Annotated in this window: 16 protein-coding genes; 6 read left to right on the forward strand and 10 right to left on the reverse strand. The window is 61.3% G+C overall.

What is annotated here, in order from left to right:
* Positions 1-6: 6 nt before the first annotated feature.
* The 7 genes from ANTHELSMS3_RS05445 to ANTHELSMS3_RS05475 form a co-directional block, all read right to left on the reverse strand.
* A complete protein-coding gene (locus ANTHELSMS3_RS05445; RefSeq protein WP_094033995.1) occupies positions 7-411 on the reverse strand; it encodes a Na+/H+ antiporter subunit G in 405 nt (134 codons plus the stop codon).
* Positions 408-677 carry a K+/H+ antiporter subunit F gene (locus tag ANTHELSMS3_RS05450; protein ID WP_094033996.1) on the reverse strand — a complete coding sequence of 90 codons (270 nt, stop codon included), beginning with the start codon at positions 675-677 and terminating at the stop codon, positions 408-410. Before ANTHELSMS3_RS05450 ends, ANTHELSMS3_RS05445 begins: the two co-directional genes overlap by 4 nt.
* Positions 674-1165, reverse strand: a complete 492-nt coding sequence (locus ANTHELSMS3_RS05455) for a Na+/H+ antiporter subunit E (RefSeq protein ID WP_094033997.1) — start codon at positions 1163-1165, stop codon at positions 674-676. Before ANTHELSMS3_RS05455 ends, ANTHELSMS3_RS05450 begins: the two co-directional genes overlap by 4 nt.
* A 3-nt stretch (positions 1166-1168) precedes the next feature.
* Positions 1169-2764, reverse strand: coding sequence for a monovalent cation/H+ antiporter subunit D (locus ANTHELSMS3_RS05460; protein ID WP_094033998.1), 1596 nt, complete (start codon positions 2762-2764; stop codon positions 1169-1171).
* Entirely contained in the window at positions 2761-3111 is a 351-nt protein-coding gene (locus ANTHELSMS3_RS05465) for a Na+/H+ antiporter subunit C (protein WP_094033999.1), read from the reverse strand. The genes ANTHELSMS3_RS05460 and ANTHELSMS3_RS05465 overlap by 4 nt, the downstream gene beginning before the upstream one ends.
* Position 3112: 1 nt before the next feature.
* Positions 3113-5977, reverse strand: a complete 2865-nt coding sequence (locus ANTHELSMS3_RS05470; protein WP_094034000.1) for a monovalent cation/H+ antiporter subunit A — start codon at positions 5975-5977, stop codon at positions 3113-3115.
* Positions 5978-6377: 400 nt separating this feature from the next.
* The gene (locus tag ANTHELSMS3_RS05475) at positions 6378-7412 is read right to left on the reverse strand and encodes an NAD-dependent epimerase/dehydratase family protein (RefSeq protein WP_094034001.1); all 1035 of its coding nucleotides are present in this window, start codon (positions 7410-7412) and stop codon (positions 6378-6380) included.
* A 94-nt stretch (positions 7413-7506) separates the two neighbouring features.
* Here ANTHELSMS3_RS05475 and ANTHELSMS3_RS05480 point away from each other — a divergent pair, with 94 nt between their 5' ends.
* The 6 genes from ANTHELSMS3_RS05480 (at position 7507) to ANTHELSMS3_RS05505 (ending at position 13122) form a co-directional block, all read left to right on the forward strand.
* Complete coding sequence (locus tag ANTHELSMS3_RS05480) at positions 7507-8253, forward strand: HpcH/HpaI aldolase family protein (protein ID WP_094034002.1); 747 nt, start codon at positions 7507-7509, stop codon at positions 8251-8253.
* Positions 8254-8449: 196 nt separating this feature from the next.
* Positions 8450-9136, forward strand: coding sequence for a molybdate ABC transporter substrate-binding protein (modA, locus tag ANTHELSMS3_RS05485; protein WP_368074429.1), 687 nt, complete (start codon positions 8450-8452; stop codon positions 9134-9136).
* Positions 9137-9139: 3 nt separating this feature from the next.
* Positions 9140-9832, forward strand: a complete 693-nt coding sequence (modB, locus tag ANTHELSMS3_RS05490; RefSeq protein ID WP_094034004.1) for a molybdate ABC transporter permease subunit — start codon at positions 9140-9142, stop codon at positions 9830-9832.
* Positions 9832-10905, forward strand: a complete 1074-nt coding sequence (gene modC / locus ANTHELSMS3_RS05495) for a molybdenum ABC transporter ATP-binding protein (RefSeq protein WP_094036947.1) — start codon at positions 9832-9834, stop codon at positions 10903-10905. Before modB ends, modC begins: the two co-directional genes overlap by 1 nt.
* A gap of 31 nt (positions 10906-10936) precedes the next feature.
* The gene (locus ANTHELSMS3_RS05500) at positions 10937-11602 is read left to right on the forward strand and encodes an SDR family NAD(P)-dependent oxidoreductase (protein WP_094036948.1); all 666 of its coding nucleotides are present in this window, start codon (positions 10937-10939) and stop codon (positions 11600-11602) included.
* A complete protein-coding gene (locus ANTHELSMS3_RS05505) occupies positions 11599-13122 on the forward strand; it encodes a cryptochrome/photolyase family protein (RefSeq protein ID WP_198319884.1) in 1524 nt (507 codons plus the stop codon). Before ANTHELSMS3_RS05500 ends, ANTHELSMS3_RS05505 begins: the two co-directional genes overlap by 4 nt.
* A gap of 66 nt (positions 13123-13188) precedes the next feature.
* Here ANTHELSMS3_RS05505 and ANTHELSMS3_RS05510 read toward each other — a convergent pair whose 3' ends face one another.
* From ANTHELSMS3_RS05510 to ANTHELSMS3_RS05520, 3 genes are all read right to left on the reverse strand, one after another.
* On the reverse strand, positions 13189-13647 hold the full coding sequence (locus ANTHELSMS3_RS05510) for a DsrE family protein (RefSeq protein ID WP_094034006.1): 459 nt from the start codon (positions 13645-13647) through the stop codon (positions 13189-13191).
* Between the two features lie 128 nt (positions 13648-13775).
* Entirely contained in the window at positions 13776-15086 is a 1311-nt protein-coding gene (locus ANTHELSMS3_RS05515; RefSeq protein ID WP_094034007.1) for a PhnD/SsuA/transferrin family substrate-binding protein, read from the reverse strand.
* Positions 15083-16540 (reverse strand): MORN repeat-containing protein, encoded by a 1458-nt coding sequence (locus ANTHELSMS3_RS05520; RefSeq protein WP_094034008.1) that lies wholly within the window; start codon positions 16538-16540, stop codon positions 15083-15085. The genes ANTHELSMS3_RS05515 and ANTHELSMS3_RS05520 overlap by 4 nt, the downstream gene beginning before the upstream one ends.
* Positions 16541-16556 lie beyond the last annotated feature (16 nt).

Consider the following 16556-nt stretch of genomic DNA (forward strand, 5'->3'; position numbering starts at 1 on the left):
GGCTGTTCAGCTTTCGGCTGGCGTCTCTTCCGAGGATGGAGCCTGTTCCGGCGGATCGTCATAGATCGACCAGCTGTGCTCTCGCCCAGTGTCGGGAAGGTCGCTGCGCTTGAGATTCATCAGAATATGCGTCTGCGCGATGAACAGAGTCGCGATAGGGGCGGTCAGGAACAGGAATAGCGTGATCATGAACTCGTGAAAGGACAGGTGGTCCTTCACCAGCAACATATACAGCATCGAGGCGATCAGAACGCCGCCGACGCCCAATGTCGTCGCCTTAGTCGGCGCGTGCAGGCGTTGCATCGTGTCGGTCAGTTTCAGCAGGCCAAGAGAGCCGATCAGGCCAAAGACGCCGCTGACCACCAGAAAGAACGAAATGAGGATTTCAACCAGCATCGGAATCTCCGTCATTCGATGATGTCCCCCCGCAGCAGGAAGCGGCAATAGGCAACGGTCGAGACAAAGCCAACCATGGCAACCAGCATCGACGCCTCAAAATAAACCGCCGTTCCGCGCAGGATGCCGTAGCAGACCAGCAGGGCGATCACGTTAATAACCATGGTGTCCAGTGCCAGCACGCGGTCTGCTTGACCGGGGCCCCGGATAACCAGCAAGAGGTTGAACAACAAGCCCAGCCCAAAGCATCCCATGGTGAAGATTAGCGCGTAGGTGATCATCCGAAAATCTCCTTTAGCCGGGCTTCGTAGCGGGTCTTGATCTCATCGCGAACGTCGTCGGGATCATCCGAATGCAGACAATGCACCAGCAGGCTGCCACCGTCCGCCGCCAGAAGGGCAGAGACCGTTCCGGGCGTCATGGTGATGGTGCCTGCCAGAACCGTGATCGCCTCGGGAGAGGTCAGGTCCAGCGGGACAATGATCCATTGCGAATGAATCTGGCTGCGCGGTTTGAACAGAACGATGCGTGCAACTTGGACCGAGGCGACAACAATGTCCCACAAGACGATCAAAATATAGGGGATTGTCAGAAACGGCCGCTTCAGACCCGGTCGCCCCGGCCAATAGGGAGACGTCAGAATGGGAACCAGAATGCCCAGTACACCACCCAGCAAGATGTTGCCGGGTGTAACCTTGTTCACCAGCATCAGCCAGACAATGAGCAGCGTCAGGCTGAGCAGCGGATGGGGAAAGATGCGTTTCAGCATGGCCTAGTGCTCCTCTTCCGCGAGGGGGTCTGGTTTGTCGATCTTGAGCGAGTCCAGTTCTTCCGGCTTTTCGACCGGAGCCAGAACCGCATCGATATACCCCTCTGGCTCAAACAACTGATTCCCGGCGGCGCGCATGTAGTTAGTGGCCGGTCCGGCCAGCACCGCAAGCGCGGCCAGTAGCGCCAGCAGAGCCACGGTCGGCGCGACCTCAGCCGTGGTGGCGGGCGCGGGGCGCGGTTCGGCGTCGATGGGTTCGGCACCCTCGGGCACAATAACTGCGGTCGATTTCCAAAACAGCATGCTGCCCGCGCGGGCAAAGCCCACAAGGGTGACAAGCGACCCGAGCAAAATACCGCTCCACGCCCAAGGCATCAGGTGTGGATCGCGAAGGGCGTCTAGGATCAAGAGTTTGCCAAGGAAGCCAGACAGCGGTGGCATCCCGGCCATGGCAATGGCCCCACCAAAGAATAGCGCGGCAAACAGCCCGTTTTGCAGCACCGGGGGCCGGACGGAAAGTGTATCCGTTCCCCGACGCGAGATCACCAGATCAGCCAGCAGGAATAGGGCGGCGGCGGAAAGAGTCGAATGTACAAGGTAGTAAAGCGCGGTTTCGGTCGCGTAGGGGCTTTGCGGTGCAACGGCCAGCATCAGCGTGCCCATCGACCCGATGACGGAAAAGGACAGCAGCGGCATCAACCGTTTCGCCGCCAGCACGCCAATCGCGCCCAAGGCCACGGTGACCAAGGCCGCGGGGAACAGCCATTCCTCGACCAGCCCGGCGGTAGGTGAGGATTGCGGCCCATAGGCCAGTGTGTGCAGCCGGATGATCGCATAGGCGCCGACCTTGGTCATGATCGCGAACAGCGCCGCCACGGGTGCCGGTGCATTGGCGTAGGTGCCGGGCAGCCAGAACTGCACCGGAAACAGCGCCGCCTTGATCATGAAGACGATCAGCAGCAGTACCGCCGCCACCCGCACCATCGCCCCCTCATCGGCGGGCATCAGCGGCACCTTGACCGCCAGATCGGCCATGTTGAGCGTGCCGGTCGTTGCGTACATCGTCCCCAGCGCAAACAGAAACAGCGTCGATCCTGCAAGGTTCATCACCAAGTATTGCAGACCTGCCTGTAGACGGACCTTGCCACCGCTGTGGACCATCAGACCGTAAGAGGCGATCAGCAGCACCTCGAAAAAGACGAACAGGTTAAAGGCGTCCCCGGTCAAGAACGCGCCACAGATCCCCATCAATTGGAACTGGTAGAGCGCATGAAAATGCCGCCCCTTGGCGTCCCATCCAGTGGCGATGGCGTGCCAGAGCACGATCAACGCCAGCGTGGCGGTCAGCAGTACCATCATGGCGGACAGACGGTCCAGGACCAGCACAATCCCAAACGGCGCGGGCCAATTGCCGAGGCGGTAAACATGTGTTCCGCCGTCCGCCGCCCAAAAGGCCAGCCCCAGCGCGATGAAAAAGAGCGCCACGGTGCCCGCAGCAGAGGCCACGCGCGCCAGCACGATGTCGTGCCGCATGACATAGCCAAGCAGCGGCGCCAGCAGCGCTGGCAGCACGACAGGGGCGATGATCCAGTGATTCATACCGCGTCGTCCTCCGTCCCGGCGTCTTTCATGTCGATGGTGTCATTCCCGGCCTCCAGATAGGCCCCCAGTGAGAACATCACCAAGACCGCCGTCATCCCGAATGAGATCACGATGGCGGTCAGCACCAGTGCCTGTGGCAGCGGGTCTGTATAGGTGGCGTCACCATATTTTTGCAGGATTGGCGGCGCATTGATCGCCAGCCGCCCGGTCGAGAACAGAAAAACATTGACGGCATAGGATAGCAGAGACAGCCCCAAGATTACCGGAAAGGCGCGCAGCCGCAGGATCAGGTAGACCCCGCCGGTTGTCAGAACCCCAATTGCGCTTGCGACAAGGATTTCCATCTCAGGCCTTTCCCTTCTCGACCATCTTCGCAGGGCGCGACGGGTCATAGTCCAGCGGTTCTAGGTTGACCGTCTCACCGGCATGGCGCGCCATGCGCGACAGGCTGTACAGCATCAGCATAACCGCCCCCAACACGCAGAGGAAAACGCCCAGATCGAACAGCGCCGCAGTGGCCAGTTCGAACTCTTCAATCGGCGGGATGTGGACATAACCATAGGCTGAGGTCAGGAACGGCGTCCCCGACAGCCAAGCGCCCGCCCCGGTCAGACCGGCGATCACCACACCCCAGCCAATCATGGCGTGGTATTCGAACTGTTGCCGCCGCATGGTCCATGCAAAGCCCGACGCCATGTATTGCATCAACAGCGCAATCGAGAACACCAGCCCGGCGACAAAGCCACCGCCCGGCTGGTTGTGACCACGCAGGAAGATGTAGATGCCCACCATCAGCGCGATGGGCATCATCACGCGGGTTGAGACCACCATCATCAGCGGATGCCGGTCATGCGAGCGGTCAAAGTTGTAGCCCGAATTGCGCAGCCGCGCGCCCGCAGGGCCACTCAGCAGGGCCTCCATCAGGGCAAAGATGACCAGACCGGCGATGCCCAGAACGATGATCTCGCCGTAGGTGTCATAGCCTCGGAAATCGACAAGGATCACGTTGACCACGTTGGTGCCGCCGCCTTCCTTGTAGGAATTGGCGAGGTGATAGAAGGAAATGCTGTCCAGATCGCGGGTCATGAAGGCAAAGGCCAACGATGCCACACCCACACCCGCCGCCAAGGCCACGGCCCCGTCCAGCAGGCGACGCGGCGTGTCTTTTTCGACCGGGGTTGTCTTGGGCAAAAAGTGCAGCGCCAGCAACAGCAGCATGATTGTCACCGTCTCGACCGAGATTTGCGTCAGCGCAAGGTCCGGCGCGGAGAGGAACACAAAGCCCGCAGAGACCATCAGGCCAATCACGCCAAGAACCACCAGCGCGCGATAGCGCATGTGGTGCTGAAAGACGACGACCCCGGTTGCGCAGACCAGCAGCACCCAGCCCACGGCAAAGACCGGCGCAATCGGCAACAGTTCTCTGGTGGAGGGGGCAATGCCGCCGCCCAGATACGCCATGTATCCGGCGGTGACGGTCGCGGCGGTGAAGATCGCCAGATAGCGGCTGATCGCCCCATTGTGCAGCGTTTCCGAGATGACACGGCTAAGCGCAACGCAGCCCGCGATCACGGCATCAAAAGCGGATTTGGCGTAGAACGGTCCGGCCTTGATCCATGCGGCATCCAATGGACGGTGCAGCAGCAGCAGAACAGCACCCCCGACAATGGCAAACCCCGACATGTACAGTGCCGGTGTGACACCATGCCAGATCTTGAGATGCGCATGGGTGGTGTGGCCGGTGACCGCACTAGCGGCCATGTTGACCACCGGTTCTGCAAGGAAAGGCGCGATGCCGATCAGAACGACAAAGATGCAGAGAAAGGCGGGCGACAACCACATACCCATCGGCGGATCATGCGGTTTGTGCGGATAGTCGTCGCGGACCGGCCCGCCAAAGACGTGAAAGATGAACCGCAGGGAATAGGCGACAGAAAACAGCGCGCCCAACGTGGCAAGCGCAGGTACGATCCACGCATTTTCCCACCAATAGGTGTGGGACGCCTCTTCCAGCATCAACTCCTTGGACAAGAACCCGTTGAACAAAGGGATTCCGGCCATAGACAGCGCCGCAATCACGCCGATCACAGCAGTAATGGGCATCAGAGTTGCCAACCCTCCCAGCCGCTTGATGTCGCGAGTGTGCGCCTCATGGTCGATAATCCCGGCGGTCATGAACAGCGCCGCCTTGAACGTCAGGTGGTTGAGGATGTGGAACACCGCCGCGATGGCCGCTGCCTCTGTCCCAAAACCCAGAAGCATGGTCAAAAGACCAAGGTGCGAGACCGTCGAAAAGGCCAACAGTCCCTTCAGGTCATCTTTGAACAGCGCGATCACGGCAGCGATCACCATGGTTACCAATCCGGTGGTTGCGACAAGATAGAACCATAGCTCGGTCCCCGACAGCGCCGGCCACATGCGGGCCATCAGGAAGACGCCAGCCTTTACCATGGTGGCCGAGTGCAGATAGGCCGACACTGGCGTTGGCGCGGCCATGGCGTGCGGCAACCAGAAATGAAACGGGAACTGCGCCGACTTGGTGAACGCGCCCAGCAGGATCAGGATCACCGCAGGCGTGTACCAATCGGATGCCTTGATCAGATCGCCCGCCGCCAGAATGTCGGTCAGGTTATAGCTGCCCGCGATATTGCCCAAGATCAGCATCCCGCCAATCATTGCAAGACCGCCCGCGCCGGTCACGGTCAACGCCATGCGCGCACCCTGACGGCCCTCTGGCAGGTGTTTCCAGTAGCCGATCAGCAGGAAGGAGGACAGCGAGGTCAGCTCCCAGAAGATCAGCAAAAGCAATATGTTGTCAGAGATCACGATGCCCAGCATCGCGCCCTGAAACAGCAGCAGATAGGTGTAGAACTGCCCCACCGGATCCTCACCCGACAGGTAGTAGCGGGCATAGAGCGTGATCAGCAGACCGACGCCAAGGATCATGCAGGCGAACATCAACCCCAAACCATCAAGGAAAAACGCGGCCTCCAGCCCCAGTTGGGGCAGCCACGGGATGCTGAAGGTGTAGACTGTGCCGTTCATCACGCCGGGCGCAAGAACGCCTAGCATCACAAGGGCCAGCACGGTGGGAACGGCGGTGAAGGTGGCGGTGGCGGTCCGCCCCGCCCGGATCATGACACCGGGAACCAGCGCGCCAAGAAAGGGCAATAGCGCGATGATGGGCAGAAAACTGCTCTCAGAGGTCATTCACGTCTCCGCAAGGTCAGAAAATTGAGGTTTCTTGCGAAAAGCGCGGGCAAAATGCAACGCTGTTTCCGCAAAAGGTGGGGCAATGCCGCAGGCGTAAATCAAGCGGACGCGGCTCATAGAGCCGAAGCAGAGCACCACGGATCGCGCAACCCGCACGGACAGAAGCGGAACAGCCGCGTTGTGCCCCACGACAGGCCGGGGGTCGATATGATCCTCTGGTCCGTCAAAATTGCGGTGTTCCCCTCTTTGCGCCGAACGGGCGCGGCTTTGCGAGTATTGTGGGACTACAGGGCATCACTGCAAGGCCAAAGGCACTTTTTTTGATCGGCTTTGGCCAGCAAGCCCTCACAATGTTTTTATTACAAAGGGGGTTTGCTTGGCGCAGCCCCTCCAAGGCTCATTTCATTTGTGGGTCGCAACTGTTGCGCGGGTAGTATGAGCGGTACCATTCGACGAACCGTGCAACGCCTTCGTGGACCGGCGTTGCGGGTGTGTAGCCGGTCAGTGACCGCAAGAGAGCTGCATCCGCCCATGTGGCAGGCACGTCGCCGGGTTGCATCGGCATAAGGTTGCGCTGGGCGCTTAACCCGGTCGCCTGTTCTATTGCCTCGATGAACGCGGTCAGTTGCACAGGTTCGGAATTGCCAACGTTCACCACACGATAGGGGGCGACGGGCGAGAGGCTATCACCCTCGGGCACGATGCCGTCCTCTGGCCGCTCGGGTACCGCGTCCATCAACAGGCGGATGCCTTCGACCAGATCGTCAATATAAGTGAAATCGCGGCTCATATCGCCGTAATTGTAGACTTCGATGGGCGTGCCTTGCAAAATCGCCTTGGTGAACTTGAACAAGGCCATGTCCGGTCGTCCCCACGGCCCGTAGACGGTGAAAAAGCGGAACATGGTCGTCGGCAACCCGTAAAGATGCGCATAGCTGTGCGCCATCGATTCGGTGGATTTCTTGGTGGCCGCATAAAACGACATCTGATAGTCGGCGCGGTCTGTCTCATTATACGGCATCGAGGTGTTGGCACCATAGGCCGAAGAGGTCGATGCCAGCAGCAAGTGACGTGGCGGGTGGGCGCGCGCCGCCTCTAATATCTCGAACGTCCCGATGATGTTGGATTCGAGGTAGGAGCGCGGATTTTCGATCGAATAGCGCACACCGGCCTGCGCTGCGAGGTGAATGACCACGTCCGGCCTTTCCCTTTCGAACAGAGCAGCCATGCGACCGGGATCTTCGACCCGGCCCAGTTCGGGTACGAAATCCCCCAGGGGGGCAAGTCGGGCATGGCGCGCGTCTTTCAGGGTGACGTCGTAATAGTCAGTCCGGGCGTCCAGACCGATCACGCGCCACCCCTCGTTCAGCAACCTTGCGCAGACGTGGTAGCCGATGAACCCGGCGGAGCCAGTGACAAGAGCAGTGGGCATAGTGCGTTCCTTTCGGGGCCGGGACATGACGAGGCGTTTGCCTGATCGCGTCGGATGCGTCTAGTGTCCGCCCGGAAAGAGGAGAGGCACAAGAATGGAACTGAAAAAAAATATCTTCAAGGCGGCAATCCTGGAGCGGCGCTTGCAGCGCGGCATCTGGTGCAGCATGGCAGATCCGCTGGCGGCAGAGATGATGGCCACCTGCGGCTATGACTGGATGCTGTTCGATTGTGAGCATTCGCCGATGGACCCGATCCGCGTGCTGCCGATGTTGCAGGCGGTGGCGCCTTATCCGGTCTCTGCCCTCGCGCGGCCAGCCTCCCTGAATGCGCCCGAGATCAAGCGCTTGCTGGACATCGGCGCGCAGACACTGGTCGTGCCCTATGTACAGAACGCCGATGAGGCCGCGCAGGCGGCGGCGGCCATGTCCTATCCGCCAGAGGGCATTCGCGGTGTCGCGGGCATGACCCGTGCCAGTGGTTTTGGTCTCATCCAAGGGTATCATGCCACGGCGCGGACTGAACTGTGTCTGATCGTTCAGGTCGAAACCGTTGAGGCGCTGGCAGAGATCGAGGCGATTGCCGATGTGCCGGGTATAGACGGTTTGTTCATCGGTCCTGCTGATCTGGCTGCCTCCATGGGCTACCAGGGCCAGCCGTCGCACCCCGAAGTGCAATCGGCGGTGATTGATGGCATCAAGCGGATTTCTGCGGCGGGTAAACCCTCGGGGATACTGACCATGGATGCCGGTTTCGGGCAAAAGGCGATTGATGCTGGCGTTGCCTTTATCGGGCAGGATCTTGACCTGATCGCGCTGCGTCGGGGCCTGACGCTGACCTGAATTCATTTTCGCCCTGCGGGACAACGGCTATGATGGGACGGTGTCTTTTGTCAGAGTCTGTCGTCCCGGCACAATTTTTTTGTCTGCGCTCTGGTGACGGTTCGCACATCATGCCAGATACTTCGGTGCTATGATGTGGGTCTCACGATATCTTCTCGGCGCAGCGATTTTCCTGGCGCTGCTGGCTCGGCCTGTGATGGCCGAGCCTGTGACCGTCTTTGCCGCCGCCAGCCTGAAGACCGCGTTGGACGACGTTGCGGGCAACTATGATGGTAAGGTGATCCTCTCCTATGCAGGTTCGTCCATGTTGGCACGGCAGGTGCAACAGGGCGCACCGGCGGATGTGGTCTTTCTGGCCAACACCGACTGGATGGATGTGCTGGAGTCAGACGGGCTGATCGCCACGGACACGCGGGTCGATCTGTTGGGCAATCGGCTGGTTCTGGCGGGGCCCGTTGGTGCCGCGCCGGTTGAGATCGGGCCACAGCTAGATCTTGCGGCGATGCTGGGCGATGGGCGGCTTGCAATGGCCTTGGTCGAGGCCGTGCCTGCGGGCATCTACGGCAAGGCGGCGCTGGACTCCCTTGGGCTGTGGGGTGCGGTCGAACATAGCGTGGCACAGGTTGACAACGTGCGGGCGGCGCTGGCGCTGGTGTCGCTTGGGCAGGTGCCTCTGGGCGTTGTCTATGCCACCGACGCGCTGGCCGATTCGCATGTCGATGCGCTAGGGGTGTTTCCCGACTCCAGCCACCCGCCAATCCGCTATCCAGTCGCCGCCGTCGCGGGGCGAGAGCAGGCGGCGACTGCGTTTCTGGACTTTTTGACGGGGCCAGACGCCCGGACCATCTTTGCGTCGCACGGCTTTGCCGTGTTGGGTGACTGACGGATGGAGTGGCTTAGCCCGGCGGAATGGGAGGCGGTGCGCCTGTCGTTGCGGGTGTCGTTCTGGGCGACACTGGTGGCTCTGCCGTTCGGGTTGTTTGTGGCCTACGCGCTAGCGCGCTGGCGTTTTCCGGGAAAGCAGGTGGTCAACGGGCTGGTGCATCTGCCGCTAATCCTGCCGCCGGTGGTCACCGGCTATCTGCTGCTGCTGGTGTTCTCGCCTCGCGCGCCTGTGGGCGGGTTTCTACAATCGCTGGGGGTGACGTTTGCCTTTCACTGGACGGGCGCCGCGCTGGCCGCGGGCATCATGGGTTTTCCGCTGATGGTGCGGGCCATGCGCCTGTCGATCGAGGCGGTGGACCCCATGTTGGAGCAGGCGGCCGCTACGCTGGGCGCGTCGCGGATCTGGGTCTTTGCAACGGTGACGCTGCCCATGGTGCTGCCGGGCGTGCTGGCGGGTAGCATCCTTGCCTTTGCCAAGGCGATGGGAGAGTTCGGCGCGACAATCACCTTTGTGTCCAACATCCCCGGCCAGACGCAAACTCTGCCCTCGGCGATCTATGCGTTCCTTCAGGTGCCGGGGGGAGAGGCCTCTGCCCTGCGTTTGGTGCTGGTGGCAGTTGCGGTGGCGATGCTGGCACTGCTCTTGTCGGAATGGGTGTCGCGCCGGGTGGCGGCACGGGTCGGCGGCGCGTGATGCTGCAGGTTGCGGTCCGTCACCGGCTGGGGGATTTCACGCTGGATGCGGCATTCGACGCGCCGCAGGGGCTGACCGTGCTGTTCGGGCGCTCAGGTTCTGGAAAGACCAGCGTCATCAATGCGGTGGCCGGGCTGGTGCGGCCCGATGCGGGCCTTGTCCGGGTGGGTGAGCGCGTACTGGGCGACACCGCGCAGGGCATATGGTTGCCACCAAACCGGCGCGGGCTTGGCTATATCTTTCAAGAGGGGCGGCTGTTTCCACATCTGTCGGTGCGCCAGAACCTGCTGTACGGTCGCTGGTTTTCCCGCAGCGCCCTGCGGCTTGCCCCGGTGGTCGAGATGCTGGGGTTGGGCGCGTTGCTGAACCGGCGGCCCGGTGCCCTGTCGGGCGGCGAAAAGCAGCGGGTGGCCATCGGACGTGCATTGCTGGCCGATCCCAGCCTGATCCTTGCGGATGAGCCGCTGGCGGCGCTGGACGAGGCGCGCAAGGCAGAGATCCTGCCCTATTTCGAACGGCTTAGGGATGAGGCGCGCTGTCCGATCCTGTATGTCAGTCACTCCGCAGCTGAGGTGGCGCGGCTGGCGACAACGGTTGTGGTCTTGCAGGACGGTCGCGTGGTCCGGCAGGGAACGGCGTCAGAGGTTCTGAGCGATCCGGCTGTGACACCTGCGGGCATTCGTGCGGTGGGGGCCGTGCTGGAGGCGCGCGTTGCGGCGCATCACGAGGACGGGTTGACCGAGTTGGATGCCAATGGGCTGCGGCTGTTCCTGCCGCGCGTTCGGCAGGACGTTGGCGCACCGCTTCGGGTGCGTATCGCCGCCCAAGAGGTGATCCTGTCGCGCAATCGCCCGGAAGGGTTGTCTGCCCTCAACATTTTGCCGGGAACGGTGGATTCGATCCGGGAAGGCGACGGACCGGGTGCAATAGTGTCACTGGACACGGCGGGAGGCAGAGTTCTGGCGCGCATAACACGCCGATCGGCCGAGGCGTTGGGTCTGGCCCCCGGCGTTTCATGCTTTGCCGTGGTCAAGACCGTCGCCATCGCGCGTGAGGATGTAGGCGGCGCTTGATGCCGTGCCGCTGACCGCTATCTGGCGGTTCATGAACAACGCATTGATCATCGGAGACAGCGGCGGCATCGGCGGGGCGGTGGCCGCGCGGCTGCGCGCGACAGGGGTAGTCGTCACCGGCCTGTCGCGGTCACACGACGGGCTGGACGTGACCGATGAGGTCAGCGTGCGCCGAGCGCTGGGCGGCCTGAGCGGGCCGTTCGACTTGATTTTAGTCGCTACGGGCGCGTTGGAAATCCAAGGCGCGGAGCCGGAAAAGTCGCTGAAAACGCTGGATGCCAAAGCCTTGGCGGATCAGTATCTTTTGAACGCAATCGGCCCGGTGATGGTGCTGAAACACGCGCAGCATTTGTTGCCCCGTGACCGCCCAGCGGTTTTTGCGGTGTTGTCTGCGCGGGTCGGGTCCATCACGGACAACCGGCTGGGTGGATGGTACAGCTACCGCGCTGCCAAGGCGGGGGTGAACCAATTGATCCACACTGCAGCAGTCGAACTGGGACGGACACATCCACAGTTGGCCTGCGTCTGTCTGCATCCCGGCACCGTTGAAACCGAATTTACCGCGAAATACGCCGCCCGCCACCCGACGGTCACAGCAGAGCATGCGGCAGAGAGGTTGGTGGCGGTGATGTCGGGGCTACTGGCCAAGGACACCGGAAAATTCCTAGATTATGCTGGTCAGGAAATCCCGTGGTGAGCCGCCTGATTTTGGTCTTGGGCGACCAGTTGAGTGAGGGACTTGCCGCGCTCAAGGCGGCTGACAAGGCGCGCGATGTGGTGGTCATGGCCGAAGTCGCGGACGAAGCGGGCCATGTCCCGCACCACCCCAAGAAGATCGCACTGATCTTTGCCGCGATGCGCAAGTTCGCGGCGCAGTTGCGGAACGATGGCTGGGATGTGCGGTACGCTAAACTGGACGACACTGGAAACGCCGGGTCCATCTGCGGCGAACTTTTGCGCCGCGCTGAGGAGACAGGCGCGACCGAGGTCATTGCCACAGAGCCCGGAGAATGGCGTCTGATCAACGCCCTACAGCACTGCCCACTAAAGGTGCGGATGCTGGAGGATGACAGGTTCATTGCCTCTCACTCCGAGTTCGACAACTGGGCAGACGGGCGCAAGGCGCTGCGGATGGAGTATTTCTATCGCGACATGCGGCGCAAGACGGGGCTGCTGATGGAGGGGGACAAGCCGGTGGGCGGCCAGTGGAACTATGACCACGATAACCGCAAACCGGCTCCGGATGAGGTGACGCATGCCCCCCTCTGGTTTGAGCCGGATGAGGAAACCAAAGAGGTTCTGGACCTTGTCGAGGCCCGCTTTGCCGACAACTTCGGGGTCTTGCGGCCCTTTGGGTTTGCCACGAACCGAGAGCAGGCGTTGCGTGCGCTGGGGCATTTTGTGGACCATGCCCTGCCGCGTTTCGGCGACTATCAGGACGCGATACAGGATCGGAACAGGTTTCTTTATCACTCGCTCTTGTCGGCTTACATCAACATTGGACTGCTGGATGTGCTGGAAGTGTGCCAAGCAGTTGAAAAAGAGTATGAAAATGGGGATGTCCCGATCAATGCGGCAGAGGGGTTCATCCGGCAGATCATCGGCTGGCGGGAGTACATGCGTGGCATCTATTTTCGCGAGGGGCCAGAGTATCCAACGCGCAACGTGTTGAAACATAGCCGGACGTTGCCAGCCCTTTACTGGGGAGCTGAGACGGATATGCGATGTATGGCCAAGGCGGTCGAGCAGACGCGCGATGAGGCATACGCCCATCACATCCAACGGCTGATGGTGACGGGTAATTTCGGTCTTCTGGCGGGCATTGATCCGGGCGCGCTGCACGAATGGTATTTAAGCGTCTATGTTGATGCTTTTGAGTGGGTCGAGGCACCAAACACCGTTGGAATGAGCCAATTCGCCGATGGTGGTCTGGTCGCGTCAAAGCCTTATGTGTCTTCGGGAAATTACATCAATAAGATGTCGGACCACTGTAAGGTTTGCGCCTATTCGGTGACGAAAAAGACGGGTGAGGGGGCTTGTCCGTTCAACCTGCTGTACTGGCATTTCATGGACCGGCACCGCGAAAGGTTTGAGGGCAATCCACGCATGGCGCAGATGTACCGTACCTTTGATCGTATGGACTCCGACAAGCGGGAATCAGTGCTGAATGAGGCGCAGGGATTTCTCGACCGGATGGATGCCGGGGAAAGGGTCTGACGCCGCACTGATACGACGGGTTCCGCGGCGCGCCACCGCCGATAACTGGCGATGGCGCAACGCTGCTTATGGCTTGATGTAGGTATAGCCTTCTTGCTGCAGCTTCGACAGCTCGGCCACGCCCGACGGCACGATATCATCTTCCCACACGTCGTAGAGGTCGTCGGAGTAGTTGATATTGCGTCCGGTGAGGGTGTTGTTGCAGACGTGAAATTTTACGTTCTGAGATTTCAACCCGCCGATGACTGTCTGTAGACCGTCGTCTGCCATAGCCGATTGCAGCATGCTGATGCCGTTACCGTGCAGCACAACCTTGATATCCATGTTCTCGACGCCGACGGCATTGATGTGGTTCTGAATGTTGCGCATGGCGCCGCGATAGGCTTTGGAGTTCTCCCCACCAAGATAATTGATGTGATAGACGACTTTCTGTTTGCCATACCCTTCGGCAAACGACGGGTTCGGTGTCGCAAAAAACGCGATGGCAAGCCCGATGATGGCAGCAAGGCGGATGAAGTGAGTCATTGTTCTGGTCTCCTCCCAAAATGGGCGGGCTGACCGTGCCCGCCAAAGACCAGAATGCCGCATGGGCACTGCCGCCGCACACCCCGCAAAACCCCGTGTTTCATGCGGGTTTGGTCCCCGGGAATACCCTAGGTTTCTGGAATTGCCCGCGTTTCCTGCTGTCCTGCTCGGGCGATAAGCTGGGCGGAACTGCGGGCCTCGAACTTGCGCAGCAGGTTGGCGCGGTGAAACTCGACCGTCTTGGGGCTGATGCCTAATTGCGCGGCGATTTCCTTTGTCGATTTGCCTGCGCCGATCTGCGCCAGCACCTGCGTCTCTCGCCGGGTCAGCGAAACGGTGTCCTGATCCCTTGTTGGCTTGGCTGCCCGGGTCGGGCCGCCGCGCCGCGCCCGTATAACGACCAGGCCACCTGCAAGACCAAGCACACCAACAGCGCCGACAAACAGCCAGAGCACAAACGCGGTGCCGGGGTTGCCGACATCCGTTGCGGGTGACGACCAGCCCGCAAAGGCAGCGACCAGTGCATGCGCGTCATGGTAGCTGACCGGCGCGCCCCAGGGGTCTGGCAGACCACGATCCGTGCTTTGCAACAGGGCCAGCGCCACCGCGTCGCGCATTGCAGCATCGGTTCCAGCCAGCGCCAGAAATGGCCATTCCGGGTAAAGGCGTGTGCTGACCGCCTCAGGGTGGGTGTAGGTGACATTGGCATTGAGCGCGCGAAGGCTATCGCTGGGCACAGTGCCTTCGATTACCAACCGTTCCAGCAGGCCACTGCGTACAATGCCTGCGTCCAGTTTGCCCGACAGAACGTCCGCGACAATCGCGTCCTGCGGAAAGCCGTAAAAGACAAGGTCGGCGGGATCGTCGAAAAGATCGACACCCTGGGCGCGTGCCTCGAACCAAGTCATTTGGAACCCGCCAAAGGCCTGCGGAGCCACCGCCCCGACCCGCGCGCCGCGCAGATCGGCAAAGGTGGTCAATTGGCTGTCCGTCCGCACCAGCACCGCCGAGCCGAATTGCAGGGTATGTGCGCCATCCGCCAGAGAACGCTTACGCGTGGCCAGCACGCTCATCGGATACTGCCCGGCTAGGTCGATGTAGTGGCCGGGGTTGGTTATGAGAAAGTCCAGCCCGCCCGCATTGATCAACGGCCCGGCAGAGGTCAGCGTAACCGGGACAAACCGCACCACATGGGCGGGCAGGGCCTCTTGCAGATAGGTGGCAAGCAGGGACCACTGCGACTCTCTGGCGTTCCAGCCGCGATGCGCCAGAACCCCGACGCGGACGATTGGACGTTCGATGTCCTGCGCGCGCGAGGGGACGGCGCACAGGCACGACAGCAGGAGGCACAGCAGTAGTGCGCGCGCGCCGCCTAAACCATCGGCACGGATCATCCGCCAATAATACGATGTGTCGTCGCGGTTGGCGCGGCCGTTCAATTGTCCGCCGGTGCGGGGACAGGGGCGGGATCTGGCGCGGCTTGTGGTTCAGGTGCGGGGGTCGCCGGAACGGCGCGTAGGGCGCCGCCGACCCAATCGCCTGACGCCTCTTCGCCGGTGGCGTATTTCATCGTGCCCTGACCTTGGCGTTTGCCGTCTTTGAACGTGCCCTGATAAATGTCGCCGTTGGCATAAACGGCGATGCCCTCGCCGTTGATTTCACCGCGCACCCATGTGCCCTCGTAGCGAAAGCCAGAGGCCATTTCGATAACGCCTTTGCCGTGGCGCTGGCCCTCACGGAACTGGCCATCGTAGACGGTGCCGTCGGGATAGGTCGCCTTGCCCTCGCCATGACGTTGGCCGTTCTGCCAATTGCCCTCATAGCGGTAGCCGTCGGGGTACGTCATGACGCCAAACCCGTCATTGCGGGCATTCTCAAAGCTGCCCTCATAGACCAGCCCGTTGGGATAGGTCGCACGGCCCTTGCCCTGAATCACGCCGTTGACCCACTCGCCGGAATAGGTTGCGCCATCGGGATAGGTGATCGTGCCAATGCCATTGGCAAGGTCGCCCTTGAACTGGCCTTCGTAGACAGAACCGTCGGGATAAGTGACCTTGCCCTTGCCCTCGATCTGGCCGGTGATCCAGTTGCCATCGTAGCGATAGCCGTCCTTGCCGACAAAGCTGCCGGTGCCGTGGCGCTGGTCATTGTTGAACTGGCCTTCGTAGACATCGCCGTTCTCGTAGATGACCTTGCCCTTGCCCTCACGCCGACCATCGACAAGCTGACCCTCGTAGACGTCACCATTGGGCTGGATCAGCTTGCCTTCGCCGTCGATCTGCCCTTCACGCCATGTGCCTTCGTAGATCAGGCCATCGGGCATCGTCAGCTTGCCAAAGCCGTCGCGTTCGCCATCGGCGACGCGGCCATCGTAGATCGACTTGTCGGGGTAGGTGACTTTGGCAACGCCTTCCTTGACGCCGTTCACCCATTGGCCGTCATAGACGTAACCGTTTGGCGCGGTCATCACGCCGCGTCCGTGGTGCAGCGCGTTGCGGAACGATCCCTCATAGCGGACGCCATTGGCGTAGACGGCGATGCCGGTGCCGGTGATCTTGCCGTCCAGCCATTGGCCCTCATATGTGCCGCCGTCGGCAAAGACGATCTTGCCGACGCCTTCGGGTTTGCCCTTGGCGAAATCGCCGTCATAGACTGACCCGTTGGGAAAACGCGCGACGCCCTTGCCCTTGATCTCACCATCGACCCAGTCGCCGGTATATTCATACCCGTTGGGCAGGCGGTAAGTGCCGGTGCCGTGCTGCATCCCGTTGAGGAAGGTGCCCTCATAGACGCCGCCGTCATCGTATTGTTTGGTGACCACCTGGTCATCCTGCGCCAAGGCGAAACCCGCCAGCGAAATTGCCAGAATGCCGGTGATGCCTGCAAGTTTCATACGCGCTGCCCTGTGG

The organism is Antarctobacter heliothermus (assembly GCF_002237555.1).
GTDB classification, from domain to species: domain Bacteria; phylum Pseudomonadota; class Alphaproteobacteria; order Rhodobacterales; family Rhodobacteraceae; genus Antarctobacter; species Antarctobacter heliothermus_B.